This window comes from Streptomyces sp. NPDC052020 (assembly GCF_040680575.1).
In the GTDB taxonomy this organism is placed as follows: domain Bacteria; phylum Actinomycetota; class Actinomycetes; order Streptomycetales; family Streptomycetaceae; genus Streptomyces.
This window is the reverse complement of record NZ_JBFAWY010000006.1, coordinates 107202-125820: the sequence shown is the minus strand read 5'-3', so window position 1 is coordinate 125820 and position 18619 is coordinate 107202. Positions and strand designations below refer to the sequence as shown.

Genomic DNA, 18619 nt, shown 5'->3' with positions numbered 1-18619 from the left:
TCCATCCGTGCGCCGGAGGCGCCGAACCGCCTTAGCCGGGCCCCACTCGGGGCACTATGACGAGGTGGCAGCCGCGCGGACGGAATTCAAGGGCGGGGGCCGGGGACAAGGTCCCGGGCGCTTCCGCGCCGTGGGCCGTGCCCTGCACCTGCCGGTGACCGGCGCCGCGCGCGGCATCCGCCGGGCCACGCACGCGCACGGCGCCGGCGAGTCCGGGCTCGGCAAACTGATCGAACTGCACGGGGTGAACGGCGCCGGCGACGTCATGATCACCGTGGCGCTCGCCTCCACCGTCTTCTTCTCCGTGCCCACCGACGAGGCCCGGGGCCGCGTCGCCCTCTACCTCGCCATCACCATGGCCCCCTTCACCCTGCTCGCGCCGGTGATCGGGCCGCTGCTGGACCGCGTCCCGCACGGGCGCCGCGCCGCGATGGCGGGCGCCATGCTCGCCCGGGCGCTGCTCGCCCTGGTGCTGTCCGGGGCGGTCGTGACCGGCGGCGTCGAGCTGTATCCGGCCGCGCTCGGGGTGCTGGTGGCCTCCAAGGCGTACGGGGTGGTCAGAAGCGCGGTGGTGCCCCGGCTGCTGCCGCCCGGTTTCTCGCTGGTGAAGGCGAACTCCCGGGTCACGCTGTGCGGGCTGCTCGCCACCGGCGCGGCCGCGCCCGTCGGGGCGGGGCTCCAGCAGATCGGACCGCGCTGGCCGCTGTACGGCGCCTTCGTGATCTTCGTGGCCGGAACGTTCCTGTCCTTCTCCCTGCCGCCGAAGGTGGACTCGGCGCGCGGCGAGGACACGGCGCTGCTCGCCGCCGACGAGCGGCACCTGCGCGGGCCGCGCCGGAAGCGGGCCAAGCGGCCGGGGCTGCGCACGGTCGGCCCGGCGGTCACGCACGCGCTGGGCGCCAACGCCGCCGTCCGGGGCCTGGCCGGGTTCCTGATCTTCTTCCTCGCCTTCCTGCTGCGCGAGCACCCGATGACCGGGCAGAGCGCGGCCGTCTCGCTGGGCGTCGTGGGCGTGGCGGCGGGGGCGGGCAACGCGCTGGGGACGGCGGTCGGCGCGTGGCTCCGGGCCCGGGCGCCGGAGATCATCATCGTCACCGTCGTCGCCTGCGTGCTCGGCGCGGCGGTCGCGGCCGCGGTGTTCTTCGGCGCGGTGCTGGTGGCGTGCCTGGCGGCGGTCGCCGGGTTCGCGCAGGCGCTGGCCAAGCTGTCCCTGGACGCGCTGATCCAGCGGGACGTGCCGGAGCCGGTGCGCACCTCGGCGTTCGCCCGGTCGGAGACGCTGCTCCAGATGGCCTGGGTGGCCGGCGGCGGCATCGGCATCGCGCTGCCGCTCCACGGCACCCTGGGGCTGTCGGTGGGCGCGGCGATCGTGGCCGCCGGATGGCTGGCCACCGCACGGGGGCTGATCGGGTCGGCGCGGCACGGCGGGACGCGGCCGGGGTTGGCGTGACGTACGGCACGCCGCACCCAGGTGGGAGGAGGGCTGGACGTGCCCGATAGCCTTCGCCCATGACCAGGTTGCAATCCGCTGTGCGACGCCGCCGCGCCGTCGCCGCCGCCGGCGCCGTTTCCGCCGGACTGCTCGTCCTGTCGGCGTGCGACAAGCCGACTCCCATGTCGACGATCACGGTCGGCGACTCCTCGATCAGCGCCGAGGCCACCTGCGGCGGTGAGGACAAGGCCCTTGAGACCAAGGACCTCACGAACTGCCTGAAGGACACCGGCATCGAGTCCATCTCGGTCGACCCCACCAAGACCGTGGGCTTCGGCGTGGACCCGGAGATCGCCGACCAGCGCTGGACCATCCTGATGAACGGTCAGCCGCTGGTCGACGACACCGACAAGACGTACCAGACCATCCCGGGCAGCGTGTTCTTCAACGCCCAGTACGGCGCGCAGGGCGACTCCACCCTGGTCTCGATCAAGGCCGGTGACGGGAAGAAGAACAGCAACGCGGCCACCGGGCTGTGGAACTTCCGGCTGAAGAAGGACGACTGACCACGTCCCCGCTGAATGTCCTCGTGGCCACCGCGGTCCCCGCCGAGCGGGACGCGGTGGCCCGCGCCGCGTCCGGCCCGGTGCGGGAGGTGTCCCGGCCCGGCGTGACGCTGTACCGCGCCCCGGGCGGCTGGGACCTGCTGGCCGCCGGGGTCGGCCCCGCGCTCGCCGCCGCCTCCGCCGCCGCCGCGCTGACCGCCGCCGCCTGCGCCGGCACCCCCTACGGGCTGGTCGTCTCGGCCGGCATCGGCGGCGGCTTCGCGCCGCACGCGCCGGTCGGCTCCCTCGTCGTCGCCGACGAGATCACCGCCGCCGACCTGGGCGCCGAGACCGCCGAAGGCTTCCTGCCGGTCACCGAGCTGGGCTTCGGCACCGTCACCCACCGCCCGCCCGGGGGCCTCGTGCGCGAGACCGCCGCCGCGACCGGCGCGCGCCCCGGCACCGTCCTGACCGTGTCCACCGTGACCGGCACCGCCGAGCGGGCCGCCGCCCTGCGTGCCCGCCACCCCCGCGCCCTGGCGGAGGCCATGGAGGGCTTCGGTGTCGCCGAGGCCGCCGCCGCGCACGGCGTGCCCGTCCTGGAGCTGCGGGCGGTGTCCAACCCGGTCGGCCCCCGCGACCGGGCCGCCTGGCGCATCCCCGACGCGCTCGCCGCCCTCGCGGACGCCTTCGGGAAGCTGGCGCCCGTCCTGGAGAGTTGGAGTCCCCATGAGCAGTGAGTCCCTGAACCCCCCGGAGCCCTCGGAGCCGTCGGAGCCTTCGCGGTCCCTGCGGATCGCGTACTCGCCCTGTCCGAACGACACCTTCGTCTTCGACGCCCTCGCCCACGGCCGCGTCCCCGGCGCCCCCGCGCTTCAGGTGACCTTCGCCGACATCGACATCACCAACGGCATGGCCGAGCGCGGCGAGTCCGACGTGCTGAAGGTGTCGTACGCGGTGCTGCCGTACGTCCTGGAGGAGTACGCGCTGCTGCCCTGCGGGGGCGCGCTGGGCCGGGGCTGCGGGCCGCTGGTGCTCACCCGCGAGGCCGGCATGGACCTGAGCGGCCGCACGGTCGCCGTGCCGAGCGAGAAGTCGACGGCGTACCTGCTGTTCCGGCTGTGGGCGGCGGACACCGTACCCGGGGGGGTCGGCGAGATCGTGGTGATGCCGTTCCACGAGATCATGCCGGCCGTGCGGGACGGCAAGGTCGACGCGGGCCTCGTCATCCACGAGGCGCGCTTCACCTACCAGGACTACGGGCTGCACAAGCTCGCCGACATGGGCGAGCACTGGGAGGCCACCACCGGGCTGCCGATCCCGCTGGGCGCGATCATCGCCAAGCGGTCGCTGGGCGAGGAGACGCTGACGCTGCTGGCCGACTCGATCCGGGCCTCCGTGCGCGCCGCGTGGGACGACCCGGAGATCCCCCGCCCGTACGTCATGGAGCACGCCCAGGAGATGGACCCGGCCGTCGCCGACCAGCACATCGGGCTGTACGTCAACGAGTTCACCGCCGCTCTCGGCGAGGACGGCTACGCGGCCGTGCGGGGGCTGCTCACCCGCGCGGCGGCCGAGGGACTGGTACCGGCCCTCGGCCCCGACGCGCTGTCCTTCCCGTAGGCCGCAGCCCGTAGGCCATAGCCCGCGGCCCGTGGCCCGTGGCCCGTAAGCAGCGGCAGGCCGTACGGAACGGCTCAGACGTCCAACTGGTCGGCGACCGCGCGGAGCAGCCCGGCGATCTTCTTGCCGGAGGACTTGTCGGGATAGCGGCCCTTCTCCAGCATCGGCGTGATGTTCTCGAGAAGGGTCGTCAGGTCCTGCACGATGGAGGCCAGCTCGTCCGGCTTCTTGCGCTGGGCGGCGGCGACCGACGGGGTCGGCTCCAGCAGGGTGAGCGACAGGGCCTGGTCGCCGCGCTGTCCGGCGACGACGCCGAACTCCACGCGCTGGCCCGGCTTCAGGGTCTCGACTCCGGCGGGGAGGACCGAGGAGTGGACGAAGACGTCACCGCCGTCGTCGCGGGAGAGAAAGCCGAAGCCCTTCTCATTGTTGAACCACTTGACCTTGCCGGTGGGCACGTCCGTCCTCGTCCTCGTACTCGTCGGAAAACTGCTGACTGCTGAATGCCGCGGCCGCCGGAAACGGCCCTTGATAGCACTCGGGCGGGCCGTCGGGACCCGCCGGTACCCAGGCTAATGCTCTTCAAGCCGGTGACAAGACGTCGCCCGGCCGTTCCTTCGCGGTGGGAACTACCCTGGTCGAGTGCGTGACAAAACCCAACCGAATTCCGCCGCGCCCGGTGACCGACTGATCCGCGCCGGTGCCGTCGTCTTCTTCATCGGGGCGGTGGCCACCGTGGTCACCGTGGCCCCGCTCTTCCTGGGGACGACTCCGTTTCCCGCCTACATGTTCGGACTGAGCATGCTCATGGGGGCCGGATTCCTGATCGCCGGGGCGGGGGTGCTCCGGTCGATCGCGGCGGGCCGCCGTCAGGCGCGCGCCGCGTCCGCCGTTCCCTCGGGCGCCTCCCGGTAGGCCGCGAGCCAGGCCGGGAACTCCGTCAAATCCGCCAGGACCGTGTCGGCGCCCGCGGCGCGCAGCTCCTCCACGCCGTACGGGCCGGTGGCCACGGCGACGGAGTGGGCGCCCGCCGCGCGCGCCCCGCGTATGTCGCCCAGGTGGTCGCCGACGTAGACGCTCGCGCCGTGCTCGCGCAGCGCCACCGCCTTCTGCTCGGCCCACAGGTCGCCGATGACCGCGTCCGGCTCGATGCCGAGGTGCTCCAGGTGCAGCTTGGCGTTGGGCTCGTACTTGGCGGTGACGACGATCGCCCGCCCGCCGGCCGCCCGGACCGCGGCGACGGCCTCGCGGGCGCCGGCCAGCGCGGGCGTGGCCGCGATGGCGGTCGCCGGGTACAGCGAGCGGTACAGATCGGCCATGGCGGCCACCTGCTCCTGCGGGAACCAGTGGGCGAGCTCCTGCGCCAGGGGCGGCCCGAGCCGCGTGACCGCCAGGTCGGCGTCGACGTGGGTGCCCGTCCGCGCCGACAGCTCCGTGTAGCAGGCGTGGATGCCGGGGCGGGAGTCGATCAGCGTCATGTCGAGGTCGAAGCCGACGGTCGGGGCGGTGCGGGTCGTGGAGGCCATGCGGTCCATTGTGCCGGGAGCCGCCGCGACTCCGTACACAGGTTGTGGACGACGGTGTGCGGGGTGTGCACGGCGGTGTCCTGGACTGGGCCGTGCCCCGGCTCGCCTTCGCGGCCGGGCGGGCCGGCCGGGTGCCCCGGGCGGCCCGCCGTCCCCGGCGTCATCCCGCCGGCGTCATCCCCGTGGGCGGCGGGCCCGCCACACCAGGTACAGCGCCGAGACGACGGCCGCGCCGCGCAGCACCCACGGCCACGACCCGGCGACGGCGTCACTCAGCCCGCCCTCGGCGACCGGCTCGCCCCAGCGGCCGTCCACGCGGCCCCACAGCCACACGGCCCAGGCCCCGGCGACCGCCCCCGGCAGCCCCAGCACCGCCCACTTGGTCTCGGCCTGGGTCAGCCGCCGGGAGAGATAGGCGATGAGCCAGCCCAGGGCCAGCGGCACGAGCCGGCCCAGCACGGCCCCGGCCACCAGCAGCCCGGCGGCGAGCAGCAGCAGCGGGCTGCCCATGCCGCCCTCGGGCCACAGCCGCCGGGGCAGGCGGCGCCACCGGGCGGCCCGCGCGGCGGGAGCGGTCTCCTCCGCGCCCGGCGCGAACGCGGTCGTCTTCGCCCCGGCCCCGTCCTTCTCCTTCGGCGCCTTCCCCGTCGGCGCCTCCTCCTTCGGCGGCGGGGGCTTGAGCAGCTCCGGGATCTCCACCCCGCCGACGAACCCCGGCACACCGTCCCCGGCGCCGAACGGGTCGCCGTCCTCGACCCGCCACCAGTCCGGGCGCTCCACGCGGTCCCCGAGCTCCCGGGCGCTCGCCAGGTGCGGCGGGGACGGCGCCGGGGGCGCGGCGGGCGGCACGGCGGGCCGGGGACGCGGGACGACCCGGCGCAGTCCCTTGCGCCGCCGCGCGCCGCGCGCCGGGTCACCGCCCGGGTCGCCCGCACCCTCCGTACCCCCCGTGCCGTTCACGTCGTTCGCGCCGGCCGCGCCGTTCGCACGGTTCACGCTGCCGGCGCCGTCGCGTTGCGCCGGGACCGAGGCGGCGGGCTCCCGCGGGGCACCGGTGGCGCCGCCGCCCGCGGCGTCCACGATCTCGTCGGGGCTGCCCATCCGGTCCAGGATGCGGCGCACGGCGGCGGGGCTGTCGACGACCGCCTTCGACCGCCGCCGGTCGATCTCGTTGCGCAGTTCGGCGACCAGGCGCATGCGGGCGGCCGACGGCAGCTGCCGCTGCTGCGCCACGTCGCCGACGCGGCTCAGATACTCGTAGACGACCTGATCGCTCTCGATCCCCACGGATCCCTCCGCGTGCGGTGGGTGATGCCTCGTCGGACGACCGTACCGCGTGTCCCGGGGCAGGCCCGTGTCCTCGGGGCGGGCTCACCCGTCCGCGACCCGCCCACCCGGCCGAGGGGAACCGCTAACGTTGGCCGGATGAGCACCGAGGAGAAGCCGGCAGCCCCGCGGTCCCTGGCGGAGGCCCTGCGCGCCCGCGACGACGCCGCCCTGGCCGCCCTCCTGCGCAGCCGCCCCGACCTCATCACCCCCGTCCCCACGGACCTCACCCAGCTCGCCACCCGGGCCGGCACCCGCGCCTCGGTCGTCCGGGCCCTGGAGCGGCTGGACCGGTTCGCGCTCCAGACCGCCCAGGCCCTGGCCGTCGCGGCGGACCCGGCCACCTACGACGACCTGCTCGGGCTGATGGCCGGGGACCCCGGCGAGAGCGCCGACCCGGCCGTCGCCGCCGCCCTGCCCCGCGCCCTGGCCACCCTGCGCGAACAGGCCCTGGTGTGGGGCGGCGACGACCGGCTGCGGCTGGTGCGCACGGCCCGGGAACTGCTCGCGCCCTCCCCGCAGCACCCGTCCCCCACCGGGCTGGGCCCCACCGCGCGGGAGGCCGCCGCCGGGATGTCCCCCGGCCGCATCCAGGAGATCGTCACCGCCGCCGGCCTGCCCTCGACGCACGACTCCGTCTCCGCCGTCGCCCAGCTCACCGCCCTGTTCACCGACCGGGCCCGGATGGCGGAGCTGCTCGCCGCCGCCCCGGCCGGCTCCCTCGACGTACTGGAGCGCCTGGCCTGGGGCCCGCCCTACGGCCAGGTCACCGCCGCCCCCGCGCCGCACCTGCGCTGGCTGCTCGACCGCGGCCTGCTGCTGCCGACCGCGCCCGGCACGGTCGTCCTGCCCCGCGAGGTCGCCCTGCATCTGCGCGGCGGGCGGGCGCACCGCACGCCCGAGCCGCTGCCGCCGCCCGTGACGGCCGCCGCCGCCCACCGTCCGGGGATCGTGGACGCGACCGCGGCCGGGCAGGCCCTGTCGGCGCTGGCCACCGTCGAGGAACTGCTGAAGGACTGGGACGAGGGCGGTCCGGCCGTGCTGCGGGCGGGCGGGCTCAGCGTCCGCGACCTGAAGCGGACCGCGGTCGCCCTGGACGCACCCGAACCGGTCGCCGCGTTCTGGGTCGAACTCGCCTACGCCGCCGGACTGCTGGCCTCCGACGGGGAGGCCGACGAGCGGTACGCGGCGACCCCCGCCTACGACGAGTGGCGCGAGCTGCCCCCCGCCGAGCGCTGGGCGCGGCTGGCGGGGGCCTGGCTGGCGGCCACCCGCACGGCCGGTCTGGTCGGCGGGCGGGACGCCAAGGACCGCACCCTGTCCGCGCTGGGCCCGGGACTGGACCGTTCGGCGGCCCCGGAGGTACGCCACCGGGTGCTGTCGCTGCTGGCGGGGCTGCCCGAGGGCGCCGCGCCGGACGGGGAGTCGGTGCTGGCCCGGCTGGGCTGGGAGCGCCCCCAGCGCCGGGAGGAGGACCTGCGGACCCGGCTGGCGCGCTGGACCCTGTCGGAGGCCGAACTGCTGGGCGTCACCGGGCGCGGCGCGCTGTCGGCGCCCGGGCGGGCGCTGATCGGCGCTCCCGAGGTGCGCCACGCGGCGGGCGGGGAACCGGCCGGGCCGGGCGACAAGCTCCCCGTGCACCACCGCACACCGCCCGCCTCCGCGCCCCTCTCCCCGGCCGAGCAGGCCGCCCGCACGGCCGCCGCCGCCCGCGTCCTCGCGCCCCTGCTCCCCGAGCCGCTGGACCATGTGCTGCTCCAGGCCGACCTGACGGCGGTGGCGCCGGGGCCGTTGCGGCGCCCGCTCGCGGACACGCTGGGCGTGCTCGCGGAGGTGGAGTCCAAGGGCGGGGCCACCGTCTACCGGTTCACCCCCGGTTCGGTGCGCCGCGCGCTGGACTCCGGGCAGACCGCCGCCGACCTGCACGCCTTCCTCGCCGCGCACTCCCGCACGCCGGTGCCGCAGCCGCTGGCGTACCTGATCGACGACGTGGCCCGCCGGCACGGGCATCTGCGGGTGGGCGCGGCCTCGGCGTACGTGCGCTGCGACGACGACGCGATGCTCAGCGAGATCCTCGCCGACCGGCGGGCCGCCGGGCTGGGCCTGCGCCGCCTCGCGCCGACCGTGCTGGCCGCGCAGGCCGGCCCGGCGGCGCTGCTGGAGGGGCTGCGCGCGATGGGGTTCGCCCCGGCCGCCGAGTCCGCCGAGGGCGATGTGCTGATCACCCGCGCCGACGCCCACCGCACCCCGCCGCGCACGCCCCCGGAGCCGGTCCCCGACGGTCCGCCGGTCCCCGACGACACACTGCTGAGCGCCGCGATCCGCGCCATCCGGGCCGGTGACCTGGCCTCCACCGCGCCGCGCAAGCCGAACCCGGGCGCCGGCGCCCCGGCCCCCGGCGAGCCGCCCCGCACCAGCGCCGCCGAGACCCTCGCCACCGTGCAGGCCGCGGTGCTGACCGGCGAGGCGCTGTGGATCGGCTACGTCAACGCCGAGGGCGCCGCCAGCCAGCGCGTCATCGCGCCGGTCCGGGTGGAGGGCGGCTTCGTCACGGCGTACGACCACACCGCGGACGAGGTCCGCACCTATCCGCTGCACCGGATCACGGGGGTCGCCGAGCTGGCGGACGACGCCGGCTGACGCAAGCCGATCGCGCATACTGCCCACTTTCGGGCGTACCGGCGCGTTCATGCGCGCCACGCCATGGATTTCCCCCGGTTGGGGGAGCTTGGCGTGGCTCTCGCATCGCCATGTGAACCGCCGGGCAGCCACCCGGTGTCCTCGACCGGGCCCGGGCGAGCGGAGACGCGAGCGGACAGCCGGGCCCGCTCACGCGCAACAGAGAGGAAGTGCCATGCGTGCCGTTCGCCGTGTCGCCGCCGTCCTGACCTCCACCGCCGTGCTGATCGGCCTCTTCGCCGGCCCGGCCGCCGCCATCAGCATCGACGTCGCCGGGCTGGTCGTGGAGACCCCGCAGATCTGAGGCGCGTCCGCCGACGCATCGGGCCGGTCCCGGCGACCCCGGGACCGGCCCGTTCGCGGCGCGCACATCCCGGTCACCGTCCGCGCTCACCGTCCGCGAAAGGCTCTGGTTCCCCATGCGTCACACGCTGCCCCCGTACGCCCGCTCCGCGCTCGCCGCCACCGGCACCGTCCTGCTGTCCTCGGCCCTCGCCACCGTCCTCGCCCCCGTGGCCGTGGCCGCGTCGGCGGCACCGCCCGCGCTGTCGCAGCAGGCCTCGGGCGCGGATCCGCTGATCTCCGAGGCCGTCACCATCGAAGGACCGCTGCTCGGCCTCGGCACCATCAATCTGCCCATGCTGAGGTAGCGCGACGCAGCCGGTAGCTGTCCCCGTCGATCCGCACGATCTCGGCGCGGTGCACCAGCCGGTCCACCAGTGCCGGCCCGGCCGGACCGGCGAAGACCTCGCCGAAGCGGGCGGGCGGCCGGTCGCCGGTCACCAGCAGCGAGCCGCGCTCGTAGCGGTGGGCGACCAGCTGGAACAGCAGCCGGGAGGCGTCCGCGTCGAAGGGGACGTACCCGACCTCGTCGACGATCAGCAGCGGGTAGGCGTCGAGCGCGGCCAGCTCCTCGGCGAGCCGCCCCGCCGCCTGCGCCTCCGCCAGCCGCACCGCCCACTGGGCGGCCGTCGCGAACAGCACCCGGTGCCCGGACTGGCAGGCGCGCACGCCGAGGCCCACGGCCAGATGCGTCTTGCCGGTGCCGGGCGGGCCGGCCAGGACGGCGTTGCGGCGGTCGGCGATGAAGTCCAGCTTGCCGAGCCGGGCCATGGTCTCCCGGTCGAAGTCGCGGGGGTGGCCGGCGTCGAAGTCCTCCAGCAGCTTGCGGGAGGGGAAGCCCGCGGCCTGGACGCGGGCCTCGGCGCCGGTCTCGTGGGCGAGGACGCCGGCCTGCCGGGGGATGGGCAGCGGGACGGTGGGGGCCGCCCGGTCGTGGGGAGCCCCGGGCGGTGCGGCATGCGCCTCGCCCGCCTCGCCCTCGCGGGGCGCGGGGTTCTTGGAGTGTCCGCCGTGTCCGCCGTGTCCGCCGTGCCCGGTCATCGGACCGGACATGTACGCCAGGATCGCCGCGGAGACGATGAACGCCATGTGGATCACCGTGCCCCACAGCAGGGCGTGGCGGTCGGTGTGGTGGACGTCCACGAACATCTGGAGCAGATGGACGGACGAGATGCCCACGATGGCCGTGGCCAGCTTCACCTTCAGCACGTTGGAATTGACGTGGGAGAGCCATTCCGGCTGGTCGCGGTGGCCCTGGAGACCGATGCGCGAGACGAAGGTCTCGTAGCCGCCGACGATCACCATGATCAGCAGGTTCGCGATCATGACGACGTCGACCAGCTTGAGGACGGCGAGCATGACGTACGTCTCGGTCGCCTGTCCGGTCACACATCGGAGGATTAACGCCCACAGCTCGTTGAAGAACTTGTAGACGTAGACGCCTTGGGCGGCGACCAGACCGAAGTACAGCGGTGCCTGGAGCCAGCGGGTGGCGAAGAGCGCGTATCCGAGCGTCGTGGTCGGCGTATTCTGCACGGTTCGCTATTCTTCGGGTTTTCCTCCAGAAAGACGAACCACACCACACGTTGGAATGAAAAGGCATTCTGTAGGACAAGGTGTGCGGAACACCGCGTCCCGCTGTCACGATCAGGCACACTGGACGTTTGGCCGAGCCGTCCGGCCGCGCTAGCGAAAGGGTGCCGCGCGTGAATGGTCCGCTGATCGTCCAGTCCGACAAGACCCTGCTCCTGGAAGTCGACCACGAGCGGGCCGACGACTGCCGTCGTGCCATCGCGCCCTTCGCCGAGCTGGAGCGGGCGCCGGAGCACATCCACACCTACCGGGTGACCCCGCTCGGGCTGTGGAACGCGCGCGCCGCCGGGCACGACGCCGAGCAGGTCGTGGACGCGCTGGTGGAGTACAGCCGCTACCCGGTGCCGCACGCGCTGCTCGTCGACATCGCCGAGACGATGGACCGCTACGGCCGCCTCACCCTGTCCAAGCACCCGGCGCACGGGCTGGTGCTGACCACCACCGACCGCCCGGTGCTGGAGGAGGTCCTGAAGTCCAAGCGGATCGCGCCGCTGGTCGGCGCCCGGATCGACGCCGACACGGTGGCCGTGCACCCCTCCGAGCGCGGCCAGATCAAGCAGGTGCTGCTGAAGCTGGGCTGGCCCGCCGAGGATCTCGCCGGGTACGTCGACGGCGAGGCGCACCCGATCGAGCTGCGCGAGGACGGCTGGACGCTGCGGCCCTACCAGAAGCAGGCGGTGGAGAACTTCTGGCACGGCGGGTCCGGCGTCGTCGTCCTGCCCTGCGGCGCCGGGAAGACGCTGGTCGGCGCCGGGTCCATGGCCCAGGCGAAGTCGACCACCCTGATCCTGGTCACCAACACCGTCTCGGCCCGGCAGTGGAAGCACGAGCTGGTCAAGCGGACCTCGCTGACCGAGGACGAGATCGGCGAGTACAGCGGGACCAAGAAGGAGATCCGGCCCGTCACCATCGCCACGTACCAGGTGCTGACGACGAAGCGGAAGGGCGTCTATCCGCACCTGGAGCTGTTCGACTCCCGCGACTGGGGCCTGGTCGTCTACGACGAGGTGCACCTGCTGCCCGCGCCGGTCTTCAAGTTCACCGCGGACCTCCAGGCGCGGCGGCGGCTGGGGCTCACGGCCACCCTGGTCCGCGAGGACGGCCGGGAGTCGGACGTGTTCTCCCTGATCGGGCCGAAGCGGTTCGACGCGCCGTGGAAGGAGATCGAGGCGCAGGGCTATATCGCGCCCGCCGACTGCGTCGAGGTCCGGGTCAACCTCACCGACGCCGAGCGGCTGGCGTACGCCACCGCCGAGGCGGAGGAGAAGTACCGCTTCTGCGCGACCACCGCGACCAAGCGGAAGGTGGCGGAGGCGATCGTCCGCCGGTTCGCCGGGCAGCAGGTCCTTGTCATCGGCCAGTACATCGACCAGCTCGACGAACTGGGCGAGCACCTGGGGGCGCCGGTGATCAAGGGCGAGACGTCCAACGCCCAGCGCGAGAAGCTCTTCGAGGCCTTCCGTCAGGGCGAGCTCAACGTCCTCGTCGTCTCCAAGGTCGCCAACTTCTCCATCGACCTGCCGGAGGCCACGGTCGCCATCCAGGTGTCGGGCACCTTCGGTTCCCGCCAGGAGGAGGCCCAGCGGCTGGGCCGGGTGCTGCGGCCCAAGGCCGACGGTCACCAGGCGCACTTCTACTCGGTGGTCGCCCGCGACACGATCGACCAGGACTTCGCCGCCCACCGCCAGCGGTTCCTGGCGGAGCAGGGGTACGCGTACCGGATCGTGGACGCGGACGAGCTGCTGGCGGAGAGCTGACCGCGCTGCTCCTCCCCGCCCCGGCGGGGAGGAGCAGGCGGGGACGCGGGCCTTGAGGGAGAGGGAGAGGCACGCCGCGGTGTGCCGTCGGGTCACCCGTGCCCCGGGGCCTCACCTGCGGCACGCGCCCGCTTCCTCGCCGTACTCAGGGGTGTCGGCGGGATCTCGCCCCGGGGACCGGCCGCCTCGTGGACGGCCGCTTCAGGGGCCCGGCCGCTTCGGGGGAGCGGCCGCGGAAATCATTGGCCTCCGCTCTTTCCGCTCCCCTACAATCTCCGCTCTTGCCCCGCCTCCCTCCCGGAGAGCCGCCGCCCGGACGGAAACCGGCCGGCACCGACCCGGCCGCCGGCCGACGCGGCCGCCACACCAGCAGGTCCCCCGGAGGCACCCCCTTGTCCACGCCGTCCACGCCGCCCACGCCCCCCGCGCCGTCCACGTCGTCCGCACCCGTCGACGACGACCCCCTGTCCCGGGAGCGCGCCCACCTCGCCGCGTCCCGCGCCGCGCTGCGCGCGATGCGGGCGGACGCCGAGTCCCTCGACATCCGCGACGTCACCGCGAACTGGGTCAACGCCCAGGTCCTGGAGCGGCAGATCGAGGAACGCGTCAAGGCGCTGGCCGACCTCGGCGACACCCCGCTGTTCTTCGGCCGCCTCGACTACCTGCACGCGCCCGGCGCCGACCGGGCCGAAGGGGCGGAGGGGGAACGGTTCTACATCGGGCGGCGGCACGTCCACGACGCCGACGGCGACCCCATGGTGATCGACTGGCGCGCGCCCGTCTCGCAGCCGTTCTACCGGGCCTCCAAGAAGGACCCGATGAACATCGCGCTGCGCCGCCGCTTCGGCTACACCGGCGGCGACCTCACGGCGTACGAGGACGAGCACCTGTCCGACCCGGCCGAGACGGCGAGCGCGGGCCGGCTCCTCCAGCAGGAGATCGAGCGGCCCCGCGTCGGCCCGATGCGGGACATCGTGGCGACCATCCAGCCCGAGCAGGACGAGATCGTGCGCTCGGGGCTGTCGGGCACGGTCTGCGTGCAGGGCGGCCCCGGCACCGGGAAGACGGCCGTCGGCCTGCACCGGGTCGCCTATCTGCTGTACGCCCACCGCGAGCGGCTGGCCCGCACCGGCACCCTCGTCATCGGGCCGAACCGCTCCTTCCTCCACTACATCGAGCAGGTGCTGCCCGCGCTGGGGGAGCTGGCGGTGGAGCAGGCCACCGTCGACGATCTGGTGGCGCGCGTCGAGGTGCGCGGCACCGACGACGCCGGCGCCGCCGCCGTCAAGGGCGACGCCCGGATGGCCGAGGTGCTGCGCCGGGCGCTGTACGCGCACGTGACGCTGCCCACCGAGCCGGTGGTGGTCGTGCGCGGGTCGCGCCGCTGGCGGGTTCCGGCGTACGAACTGGAGGAGATCGTCCGGGAGTTGCTGGGGCGCGGCATCCGCTACGGCGCCGCCCGCGAGGCCCTGCCGCAGCGCGTCGCGCACGCCGTGCTGGTGCAGATGGAACGGGCGGGTGAGGCCCCGGACGACCGGGTGCAGAACGCGGTGGCCCGCACCGGCGCGGTCAAGGCGGCCGTGAAGGAGATCTGGCCGGCCGTCGACCCGGCGAAACTGGTGCTGCGGCTGCTGGCGGACGCGGACTTCCTCGCCGCGCACGCCGAGGGGATCCTCACCGCCGAGGAGCAGAAGGCGGTCCTGTGGGCCAAGCCGGCCCGGTCGGTGAAGTCGGCGCGGTGGTCGCCCGCGGACGCCGTGCTGATCGACGAGGCCGCCGACCTGATCGAGCGCACCCCCTCCCTCGGGCACGTCGTCCTCGACGAGGCGCAGGACCTGTCCCCCATGCAGTACCGGGCGGTCGGCCGCCGCTGCACCACCGGCTCGGCGACCGTGCTGGGCGACCTGGCGCAGGGCACCACGCCCTGGGCGACGCGCGACTGGCGCCAGGCGCTGGCCCACCTGGGCAAGGAGGACGCGGTGATCGAGGAGCTGACGGCCGGTTTCCGGGTGCCGACGGACGTCATCGCCTACGCCTCCCGGCTGCTGCCGCACATCGCGCCGGGTCTGGCGCCGGTGCGGTCGATCCGCGAGAACCCCGGCTTCTTCGAGGTCCGGGAGGCCACCGGGACCGCCGACGTGGCCGGCGCCTGCCGGGAGCTGCTGGGCCGCGAGGGCTCGGTCGGCCTGATCGCCGCCGACGCCCGCGTCCCGGAGCTGGCGCGGGCCCTGGCCGAGGCGGGCATCGCCCACCTCGGCCCCGGCGAGGAGACGACCCGGGACACCCGCCTGACGCTGGTCCCGGCCTCGCTCGCCAAGGGTCTGGAGTACGACTACGTGGTGCTGGACGAACCGAGGGCCGTGGTGGACGGCGAGCCGGACGAGCGCACGGGCCTGCGCCGCCTGTACGTGACGCTGACCCGGGCCGTGTCCGGCCTGATCATCACCCACGCGGCGCCGCTGCCGCCGCAGCTCGCCTGACCGGCGCGGGGCCCGCGGGCGCGCGAGCACCCGCGGCGGCTTGCCGCGAGGGCCGCCGCCGCTCAACCGCCGGGGGCCCGCCGCTCAACGGGCCGGGTGGCCGTCGCTCAGCCGTCGATGGCCCGCCGCCAGCGGGCGACCGCCTCCGCCGACACCGGCCCGGCCCAGCCCTCCGGCCGGGCCGCCCCGCCGATGTGGAAGGCATCGATCCCGGCCGCCAGCAGGGCCGGAACGTGGTCCAGGCGCAGGCCGCCGCCCACCAGGAGCTGCTGCCCGTACCCCGGCTCCCCGCGCCGCCGCGCCTCCGTGCGCAGGACACCGAGCCCCTCGTCGACGCCGCCGGCCGCCCCGGCCGTCAGATAGGTGTCGAGGCCGGGCAGGTCGGCGAGCTGCTTGCGCAGGGCGTCGCGGTCGGCGGCCCGGTCGATCGCCCGGTGGAACGTCCACCGGCAGCCGTCCAGCACACCGGCGACCCGCTCCACCGCGGCCAGGTCCACGCCGCCGTGCGGGTCGAGGAAGCCGAGCACGAACTGGTCCGCGCCCGCCTCCCGCAGCTCCCCCGCGACCCGCGCCAGCCGCTCGACGTCCCCGGCGGCGAAGCCGTCCGCCAGCCGCAGCATCACCCGGGCGTCGATGTCGACGGCGGCCCGGATCGCGGCCACGGTCCGGGCCGACGGGGTGAGCCCGTCGGCCGCCATGTCGGTGACCAGTTCGAGGCGGTCCGCGCCTCCGGCCTGGGCGGCGACCGCGTCCTCGGCGTCGAGGGCGATCACCTCCAGGACTGCACGCTTGCTCATGGGACCCCATTCGTCGGATACGTTCGCCGGGTACGACGGCGGCTACAGGTCTAGTCCAATCTGGTCCAAGACTACGCCCCCGGGCCCCGCGAACCCCCCGGATCACGCGGGAAAAACGCCCGATCAGCGCCTGCCTCGCAGGCCACCGGCGTCCTCCGGTGACTCACCCGAAGATGTTCAGCTCCCTCTCCTCCACCCCCGCCAGCTCGTACGCCGCCCCGTCCGCCCGCCGCCCCGCGTAGAGCCGTACGAGCGTGGCGGCGTCGCCGATGAAGCGCCCCGGGGGCCGCTCGCCGCTCACCTCGCCCAGCTTCAGCGGCTCGTCCACGTCGTCGAGGTCGGCGTGGAGCGGCACATGGCCCCGGGCGCGGGTGACGGTGGCGAGCAGCGCCAGCGCGTCCGGCAGCCCGCGCCCCGCGTACGCCCCCGGCTCCCCGAGGGCCTCGCGCACGTCCCCGGCGTGCACCCACTCGCCGAGCGCCACCTGGTCCAGGGCGCCATCCGCGCGGGCGATCACCGGACCGGCCTCGGTCATGCCGCGCTCCAGCTCGTCGACGACCCGCTGATGCGTCCACCCGGCCCGCTCGGCGATGTCGCGGGCGTTGGACTCGGGCGAGAAGACGCCCTCCTCGAAACGCCGCTCCACCACCCGGATCAGCGCGGCCGAACAGTGCGCGAGCACATCCCGCACCGTCCAGCCGGGACAGGCGGCGACCGGCAGCGTGAAGTCCTCGTCGGGCCGGGAGCGCAGCAGCGGCACGAGCGCGTCCCGCTCGATGGTCAGGAGCCGCCCGGGCAGCTCGGGATCACGGACCTCGTTCACGTCGGCAGGTGTCGTCATGGTCTCCACGCTAACCCTCGTGCTTCGCCCGCAAACGGGCCAACGATTCCTCCCGGAAAACACTCGGGCCGCCCCCGAAGGGGCGGCCCCAGGACCTGGTGCGGCCATATGCACCTTGTTGTGTTTGCTATGCCGCTCTCCGGTCAGTGACGACGACCGGCATGGTCGACGAAGGCGGACCAGGAGGCGGGGGACACGGTCAGGGAGCCCCGGCCGGTGTCCTTGGAGTCGCGGATGTGGACGGAGTGGGGGAGAGCGGCGATCTCAAGGCACTCACCACCTGCGCCACCGCTGTAGCTGGACTTGAACCAGTGGAGCGACTGTGCCTGGGACTGCTCGGTGTTCATAGCTCTCCTTGCAGCAACTTCTCGATGTGACGCACGGATTCGGCAGGGGACAGCGCGAGTGCTCGCAAGATCCCATACCGGACGGCAAAAGCCGCGCACATCCCCGGCGTGCACCCACTCGCCGAGCGCCACCTGGTCCAGGGCGCCGTCCGCGCGGGCGATCTTGTTGTGTTTGCTATGCCGCTCTCCGGTCAGTGACGACGACCGGCATGGTCGACGAAGGCGGACCAGGAGGCGGGGGACACGGTCAGGGAGCCCCGGCCGGTGTCCTTGGAGTCGCGGATGTGGACGGAAGAACAAGCGGTGGCAACCTCAACACAGTCACCGCCAGATCCACCGCTGTAGCTGGACTTGAACCAAGGGAGTGACTGGCTCGTGGACTGCTCGCTTGTCATGAGTCTCCTTGCAGCAGCTTCTCGATGCGGCGCACGGATTCCCTCGGGGACAGCGCCTGAGCCCGGATGATCCCATACCGCGCCGCGATGCCACGCACGATTTCCCTGTCAGTGATGACCCGGCCGCTCCCCTGGCTCTCCAGGTAGGCAACCTGTTCTCCTCCTTCCGGCACCATGAGGGTGAAGGGACCGTCCACACAGGCATGGTCGGTTGCCAGAGTCGGCATCACCTGGACCTCTACGTTCGGATTCTGCGTCGTGAGGAGCAGGTGCTCAAGCTGTCCCCGCAGCACCTCTGCACCACCGATGGGTCATTGGAGGACCGCCTCTTCCAGAACGAAGCTGAGGACAGGGGACGGCCTGCGGCTGAAAAGCTTGTGCCGAGCCAGGCGGGCGGCCACCATCTGCTCGATCTCCGCCTCGTGGCGGCGCGGGCGCCAGACTGCGAACATCGTCCTGGCGTACTCCTCCGTCTGAAGCATGCCGGGCACGATCAGTGGCGCGTACTGATGGAACTCAACCGCGGTCTCCTCGATACGGGCCGCGTCCCGGAAGAATGCGGGATACCGCGCCAAGGCGATGGCCTGCTTCATGGCGATCAGCAGCCCGTCGCCGTCCAGCAGACTGTCGAGCCTGTCGATGGCCTCCGGCCGTGGAATCCGCCGCCCCTGTTCGATCGCGGCGATCTGGGCCTCGCTGTATCCGAGCCGTTGAGCCAGTGCGGCCTGGGTGAGTCCGGCCCGCTCGCGGAGGATCTTCACCTGTCTGCCGAAGCACCGCAGGAGTTCGTCAACGGAGTCCGCTTCCCGCGCCGCCGACGGCCCCGGAACCTGTGCCATCAACCGTCCCCTTCCCTGCCCCGACAGTTACGTACAACACCCCCACAGCAGCGCTGTGTAAGGGCGTCGTGACTGGTCACCGTACGGGTGGGGCACG

18 protein-coding genes and 1 pseudogene are annotated in these 18619 nt (G+C 74.2%); 10 read left to right on the top strand and 9 right to left on the bottom strand.

Annotation, left to right across the window (positions count from 1 at the left end):
• The first annotated feature begins 64 nt into the window (after window positions 1-64).
• From AB0L74_RS08055 to AB0L74_RS08040, 4 genes are read left to right on the top strand one after another with little or no spacing between them, the layout of a single operon-like run.
• Window positions 65-1450 carry an MFS transporter gene (locus tag AB0L74_RS08055; protein WP_365647088.1) on the top strand — a complete coding sequence of 462 codons (1386 nt, stop codon included), beginning with the start codon at window positions 65-67 and terminating at the stop codon, window positions 1448-1450.
• A 59-nt stretch (window positions 1451-1509) separates the two neighbouring features.
• The gene (locus AB0L74_RS08050) at window positions 1510-1998 is read left to right on the top strand and encodes a DUF2771 domain-containing protein (protein ID WP_365647085.1); all 489 of its coding nucleotides are present in this window, start codon (window positions 1510-1512) and stop codon (window positions 1996-1998) included.
• Window positions 1999-2021: 23 nt separating this feature from the next.
• Window positions 2022-2717 carry a futalosine hydrolase gene (locus AB0L74_RS08045; RefSeq protein ID WP_365647082.1) on the top strand — a complete coding sequence of 232 codons (696 nt, stop codon included), beginning with the start codon at window positions 2022-2024 and terminating at the stop codon, window positions 2715-2717.
• On the top strand, window positions 2707-3600 hold the full coding sequence (locus tag AB0L74_RS08040; protein WP_365647079.1) for a 1,4-dihydroxy-6-naphthoate synthase: 894 nt from the start codon (window positions 2707-2709) through the stop codon (window positions 3598-3600). Before AB0L74_RS08045 ends, AB0L74_RS08040 begins: the two co-directional genes overlap by 11 nt.
• Before the next feature lie 74 nt (window positions 3601-3674).
• On the opposite strand, the gene AB0L74_RS08035 is transcribed toward AB0L74_RS08040, so the two are convergent.
• The gene (locus tag AB0L74_RS08035; protein WP_365647076.1) at window positions 3675-4058 is read right to left on the bottom strand and encodes a cold-shock protein; all 384 of its coding nucleotides are present in this window, start codon (window positions 4056-4058) and stop codon (window positions 3675-3677) included.
• 184 nt (window positions 4059-4242) lie between these two features.
• On the opposite strand from AB0L74_RS08035, the gene AB0L74_RS08030 reads away from it, so the two are divergent.
• A complete protein-coding gene (locus AB0L74_RS08030) occupies window positions 4243-4515 on the top strand; it encodes a hypothetical protein (protein WP_365647073.1) in 273 nt (90 codons plus the stop codon).
• On the opposite strand, the gene AB0L74_RS08025 is transcribed toward AB0L74_RS08030, so the two are convergent.
• Together AB0L74_RS08025 and AB0L74_RS08020 are read right to left on the bottom strand one after the other, a co-directional pair.
• A complete protein-coding gene (locus AB0L74_RS08025) occupies window positions 4470-5126 on the bottom strand; it encodes a haloacid dehalogenase-like hydrolase (protein ID WP_365647070.1) in 657 nt (218 codons plus the stop codon). The two genes, AB0L74_RS08030 and AB0L74_RS08025, sit on opposite strands and share 46 nt — an antisense overlap.
• A gap of 174 nt (window positions 5127-5300) precedes the next feature.
• Window positions 5301-6413 (bottom strand): hypothetical protein, encoded by a 1113-nt coding sequence (locus AB0L74_RS08020; RefSeq protein WP_365647067.1) that lies wholly within the window; start codon window positions 6411-6413, stop codon window positions 5301-5303.
• Between the two features lie 138 nt (window positions 6414-6551).
• Here AB0L74_RS08020 and AB0L74_RS08015 point away from each other — a divergent pair, with 138 nt between their 5' ends.
• The 3 genes from AB0L74_RS08015 to AB0L74_RS08005 all read left to right on the top strand — a co-directional run bounded on the left by AB0L74_RS08015 (window position 6552) and on the right by AB0L74_RS08005 (window position 9781).
• Window positions 6552-9092: a helicase C-terminal domain-containing protein gene (locus tag AB0L74_RS08015; RefSeq protein ID WP_365647064.1), complete on the top strand. Its 2541-nt coding sequence runs from the start codon at window positions 6552-6554 to the stop codon at window positions 9090-9092.
• Window positions 9093-9306: 214 nt separating this feature from the next.
• Window positions 9307-9435, top strand: a complete 129-nt coding sequence (locus AB0L74_RS08010) for a hypothetical protein (protein ID WP_365647061.1) — start codon at window positions 9307-9309, stop codon at window positions 9433-9435.
• A 115-nt stretch (window positions 9436-9550) separates the two neighbouring features.
• A complete protein-coding gene (locus AB0L74_RS08005; protein WP_365647058.1) occupies window positions 9551-9781 on the top strand; it encodes a hypothetical protein in 231 nt (76 codons plus the stop codon).
• Here the strand turns inward: AB0L74_RS08005 and istB are convergent.
• Complete coding sequence (gene istB, locus AB0L74_RS08000; RefSeq protein WP_365647055.1) at window positions 9759-11009, bottom strand: IS21-like element helper ATPase IstB; 1251 nt, start codon at window positions 11007-11009, stop codon at window positions 9759-9761. The genes AB0L74_RS08005 and istB overlap by 23 nt on opposite strands.
• Window positions 11010-11179: 170 nt before the next feature.
• On the opposite strand from istB, the gene AB0L74_RS07995 reads away from it, so the two are divergent.
• A complete protein-coding gene (locus AB0L74_RS07995) occupies window positions 11180-12823 on the top strand; it encodes a DNA repair helicase XPB (protein WP_365647052.1) in 1644 nt (547 codons plus the stop codon).
• 515 nt (window positions 12824-13338) lie between these two features.
• Window positions 13339-15303 (top strand): UvrD-helicase domain-containing protein, encoded by a 1965-nt coding sequence (locus tag AB0L74_RS07990; RefSeq protein ID WP_365647504.1) that lies wholly within the window; start codon window positions 13339-13341, stop codon window positions 15301-15303.
• Window positions 15304-15410: 107 nt separating this feature from the next.
• Here AB0L74_RS07990 and AB0L74_RS07985 read toward each other — a convergent pair whose 3' ends face one another.
• From AB0L74_RS07985 to AB0L74_RS07965, 5 genes and pseudogenes are all read right to left on the bottom strand, one after another.
• A complete protein-coding gene (locus AB0L74_RS07985) occupies window positions 15411-16100 on the bottom strand; it encodes a copper homeostasis protein CutC (RefSeq protein WP_365647049.1) in 690 nt (229 codons plus the stop codon).
• Between the two features lie 163 nt (window positions 16101-16263).
• The gene (locus AB0L74_RS07980) at window positions 16264-16941 is read right to left on the bottom strand and encodes a maleylpyruvate isomerase family mycothiol-dependent enzyme (protein WP_365647047.1); all 678 of its coding nucleotides are present in this window, start codon (window positions 16939-16941) and stop codon (window positions 16264-16266) included.
• A 143-nt stretch (window positions 16942-17084) separates the two neighbouring features.
• A complete protein-coding gene (locus AB0L74_RS07975; RefSeq protein WP_365647044.1) occupies window positions 17085-17288 on the bottom strand; it encodes a DUF397 domain-containing protein in 204 nt (67 codons plus the stop codon).
• 191 nt (window positions 17289-17479) lie between these two features.
• A complete protein-coding gene (locus AB0L74_RS07970; RefSeq protein WP_365647041.1) occupies window positions 17480-17683 on the bottom strand; it encodes a DUF397 domain-containing protein in 204 nt (67 codons plus the stop codon).
• Window positions 17680-18522: pseudogene (locus AB0L74_RS07965) on the bottom strand (helix-turn-helix transcriptional regulator). Before AB0L74_RS07965 ends, AB0L74_RS07970 begins: the two are co-directional and overlap by 4 nt.
• Window positions 18523-18619 lie beyond the last annotated feature (97 nt).